This is a genomic window from Vibrio sp. Makdt (assembly GCF_027587015.1).
Lineage (GTDB): Bacteria > Pseudomonadota > Gammaproteobacteria > Enterobacterales > Vibrionaceae > Vibrio > Vibrio chagasii_B.
Window position 1 is genome coordinate 1 of sequence record NZ_JAPPTH010000055.1, and the last position, 3,738, is coordinate 3,738.

The window sequence follows — 3,738 nt, forward strand, 5'->3', positions numbered from 1 at the left end:
AAGGGGTTTGAGGTCCAACGGAACGAAAGTGTACGTTTAGAGGGTTAAGTTATTGATAAGACGTAATTTATCTTTCTCATATCGACTCAATATTTATCACTATTATTAAGGTTTAAAGGTCTTAACTCTCCTTTCTCTAAGTCTTCTGGCAAGGTAAATGTGTAATGACCTAACATATTGATATGTTTGTATATTAGTGGAGATAGCCGAGATATATCGTCTTCTATAATTTCTTCATTATTGGACCGCATCCAATCTAATGCTTCCTGCATATAGAGAGTATTCCATAACACGATGGCATTGGTAACGATACCTAAAGCACCTAGCTGATCTTCTTGCCCCTCTCGATAGCGCTTTTTAATTTCTCCACGTTGACCATAGCAAACCGCTCTAGCGACGGCGTGCCGACCTTCTCCTCTATTGAGCTGTGTTAAGATCCTACGGCGATAATCTTCATCGTCTATATAGTTAAGCAAGTACAAGGTTTTGTTCACTCTGCCAACGTCCATAATGCCTTGAGCTAAACCTGATGGACGGCTGCTCTTGAGCAAAGACCGAACCAGCTCGGATGCCCGAATAGTGCCGAGCTTCAATGAGCCAGCGGTTCGCATCATTTCATCCCACTGCTCTTCAGCTTTTGAAAGATCCGTACAACTTCGAGCTAGATCATCTAGCGGCCCGTAGTCAGCAGACTTATCTACTCGCCAGAATACCGCTTCTCCCGCATCCGCCAACCGTGGGGAGAACTGGAACCCTAGCAACCAGAATAAACCAAAGATAATATCACTCGCTCCGGCGGTATCTGTCATGATCTCAATGGGATTGAGCCCTGTTTGCTGCTCCAGTATTCCTTCCAATACATAAAGTGAGTCTCGTAACGTTCCTGTCACGACGATGCCATGAAAACCAGAATATTTATCTGAGATGAAGTTGTACCAAGTGATCCCACGTCCAGCACCAAAGAATTTCCGGTTCGGACCTGCATTCACTGTTTTTGCTGAGGAAATTAAACGCATTCCATCCGCGGAAGCAACATTTCCGTCACCCCAAGCATTTGTTAATGGTTGTTTTATATGGAAATTAACTAACCTAGTATTCGCGTTAGTTAATGTTTCTGCTCGAAAATAATTTTGTTTAACCCAACTTAATCTGTGCCGAGTTAGGGCTGGCACATTCGATTTGATCAATGGTTCTAGACCGATATTGCAAGCTTCAGCCATCAATACCGCACATACACTGATGTGTAACCCCTGCGCTCTTGCCTCGGACTCCCTAACGTGGGTAAATTCCTGTGTAAAGCCTGTCCAAGCATCAACTTCGAGTAATAACTCCGTTAAGTCTACTGGCGGGATCAACTGCTTTACTCGGCGATTCAGAGTTTTTAATGACAGAGACTCTTCAAGTTTATCTAAATTCGAAATGGTCAATGATGGGTGCTTACCATTGGTACAAATACTCACTTCGGTGTTTTCATCAAATCTGTCAGCGACTTCTCTCCATGTATCGTCTAATTGTCGCGCGAGCTGCCGCATAGCTTCATGACCGTTCGTTGGATGGCCAAGAGCTCGACAAACGGGCACTCGTTGAGCTTGCCACGCTTCACCATTTAAGAGCTTTTTTCTAGGATTACCCCAACGGTCACTCTTTGTCACCCAGACGTCTCGGCGGCGGAGTGAATCTTGCAGACGCTCTAAGAAACACAAAGAGTAACCGGCGCGTTGGATACGACCATCCCCGTCATATACAAGCCTTTTCCATGATGTCTTAACGATGTGCTCAGGCGCATCGTCGAGAAAACGTCTTTTTGTCTTTTTCAGCTCGGCAAGGTAATGAATGCTTTCCAGTGTACTCTCCCCAGCGGCAACCGCTGAGAAATGAAGCTCCTCTAGAACCGTCGGTAAAAAGCGTTTAACGCGCCCATATTGCTCAACCATTTCGTCATAAAAATGATTGTTCTGGGGGCGAGCGAGCTCATTGATTTTTTCAACAGACTCAAGCAGATTCTCTTCTGAAACTCGCTTAAATATCGACGTTCTCAGTTCCGTGTCACCGGTTTTTTCGTCAAGCAAAACAGAGCAAGCTCTTGCTAACAACAAGGCTGCTCGGTCAAGGTCTTTTAAGGTTCTGAGTCGCTTTTTTTGACCGATTTTTTTGGCTTCGCGTGTAATATCAGTGATCAAGAGGTCGAGTACATCAATGGCGTCATCCAAAGCAATAATTTCTTGCGCTTTGACGAAAGCTGTCAGTACTGCAAGCTTTCGCTCCTCTGGCATTCGAGAAATATACTTCACTGAAACCATCCCCGCATAGCGAGCCAAGCTACGCAGTTGTATGAGAGGGAGATCTGTAAAATTTAGTTTAGAGATCTCTAAACTACGCAAGGTTGAATATTGAGAGAGTGCACTCAGAACGGAGGGACCGCTAATGGTGGTTGGGCCTTTTCTTAGTAATTCAAGTTGTGATAAGCGTTGACCTTCAGGCACTTCCAATAGCGCCAGCAACTGAGCCTTTTGCCATTGGTTGGGAAGTGCGGCCAACTTCTTCCAGAGTCTTTTCTGTGCTCGCTCGCGAACTTCACTAATCAAGCGAACTAATGTTGTGGCGCCTGGGAGCAAGACCTTATTTTGAAGTAGCCAGGCAGTAGCAAAATCAAACATGAGTCCTGGACGTTCATTACTCAACCATGCTCGAGCGAACAGTTGTCTCTTTAGGCGAAAAGACCAAGGAAAACTACCAAAATCTCGATAGCCGTAATGCTCTTTAATTAGAAAGGTGTGTTCTCGGTGAGTGGTGGGACGCTGAGCGTAACGCATGAGCACTTGCGGATGACGGATCCCAATTTGTTTGGCGACAAACTGTTTCACACTGGGGTAAATCGGCTCTAAGTCGGTAACGAATGTTCCAAGAAACCGAACCGTGGTCAGTTGTAATGCTATCCCTAAACGATTGTGCTTTCCTCGACGTTGCTGGATAAACGCCAGATCGCGCTCATCAAGATGGAAGTAACGAGCTAATTGAACATCATTTGGCTCGGCGGCATAACACCCATAGTTTTGCTTTTGTTCCTCGGTCAAAAAATCGACTGGCATATTCTTTTCCTACAAACTGAAAATTTAACAATCTCGCAACCGTCCGAAATGTTATAATTTATCAGACACCATAAAACAGATACTTATAAGTGTCTATTTAATCGACAAAGTGAGATAGTAGACGTGCATTGTCCACTATTCGATATAGGAGACGATTTTGAGATTATTTGGGTATGCTCGTGTATCGACCAGTCAACAATCCCTCGATATTCAGCTCAAGGCTCTAAAAAGTGCTGGCGTGAAGCCGAGCCGAATTTTTAGTGACAAGGCATCCGGCAGCAACAATGAGAGAAAGGGGCTTGAATTACTTCAGATGAAAGTGGAAGAAGGTGATGTTCTCTTGGTCAAGAAGCTGGACCGACTAGGCCGTGACACAGCAGACATGATCAGTTTGATCAAATTATTTGATGGGATGGGTGTTGCCATCAAGTTTCTAGATGATGGGATCAGCACTGAAGGTGAAATGGGAAAGATGGTGGTCACCATCTTATCTGCAGTTGCCCAAGCTGACCGTCATCGGATATTAGAACGAACCAACGAAGGACGAATAGAAGCAAAATTGAAAGGGATTAAGTTTGGGCGTAAACGAACAGTAGATCGAAAACGGCTCAACGATTTGTATACTCAAGGCGTAGGAGCGACTGACATT

General features: G+C 44.7%; 2 protein-coding genes. One reads left to right on the forward strand and one right to left on the reverse strand.

Going from position 1 to position 3,738, the window contains the following annotated elements; genetic code table 11:
* Positions 1 to 86 precede the first annotated feature (86 nt).
* Positions 87 to 3,089 carry a Tn3 family transposase gene (locus OH460_RS27200; protein WP_270000176.1) on the reverse strand — a complete coding sequence of 1,001 codons (3,003 nt, stop codon included), beginning with the start codon at positions 3,087 to 3,089 and terminating at the stop codon, positions 87 to 89.
* A 157-nt stretch (positions 3,090 to 3,246) separates the two neighbouring features.
* On the opposite strand from OH460_RS27200, the gene OH460_RS27205 reads away from it, so the two are divergent.
* Positions 3,247 to 3,738: recombinase family protein (locus OH460_RS27205; protein WP_270000177.1), on the forward strand; the 492-nt coding region annotated here is incomplete at its 3' end.

What these genes read in the sequence shown, in the direction of transcription:
- OH460_RS27200 (WP_270000176.1), bottom strand. Translation starts at nt 3,089, where the DNA reads ATGCCAGTCGATTTTTTGACCGAGGAACAAAAGCAAAACTATGGGTGT.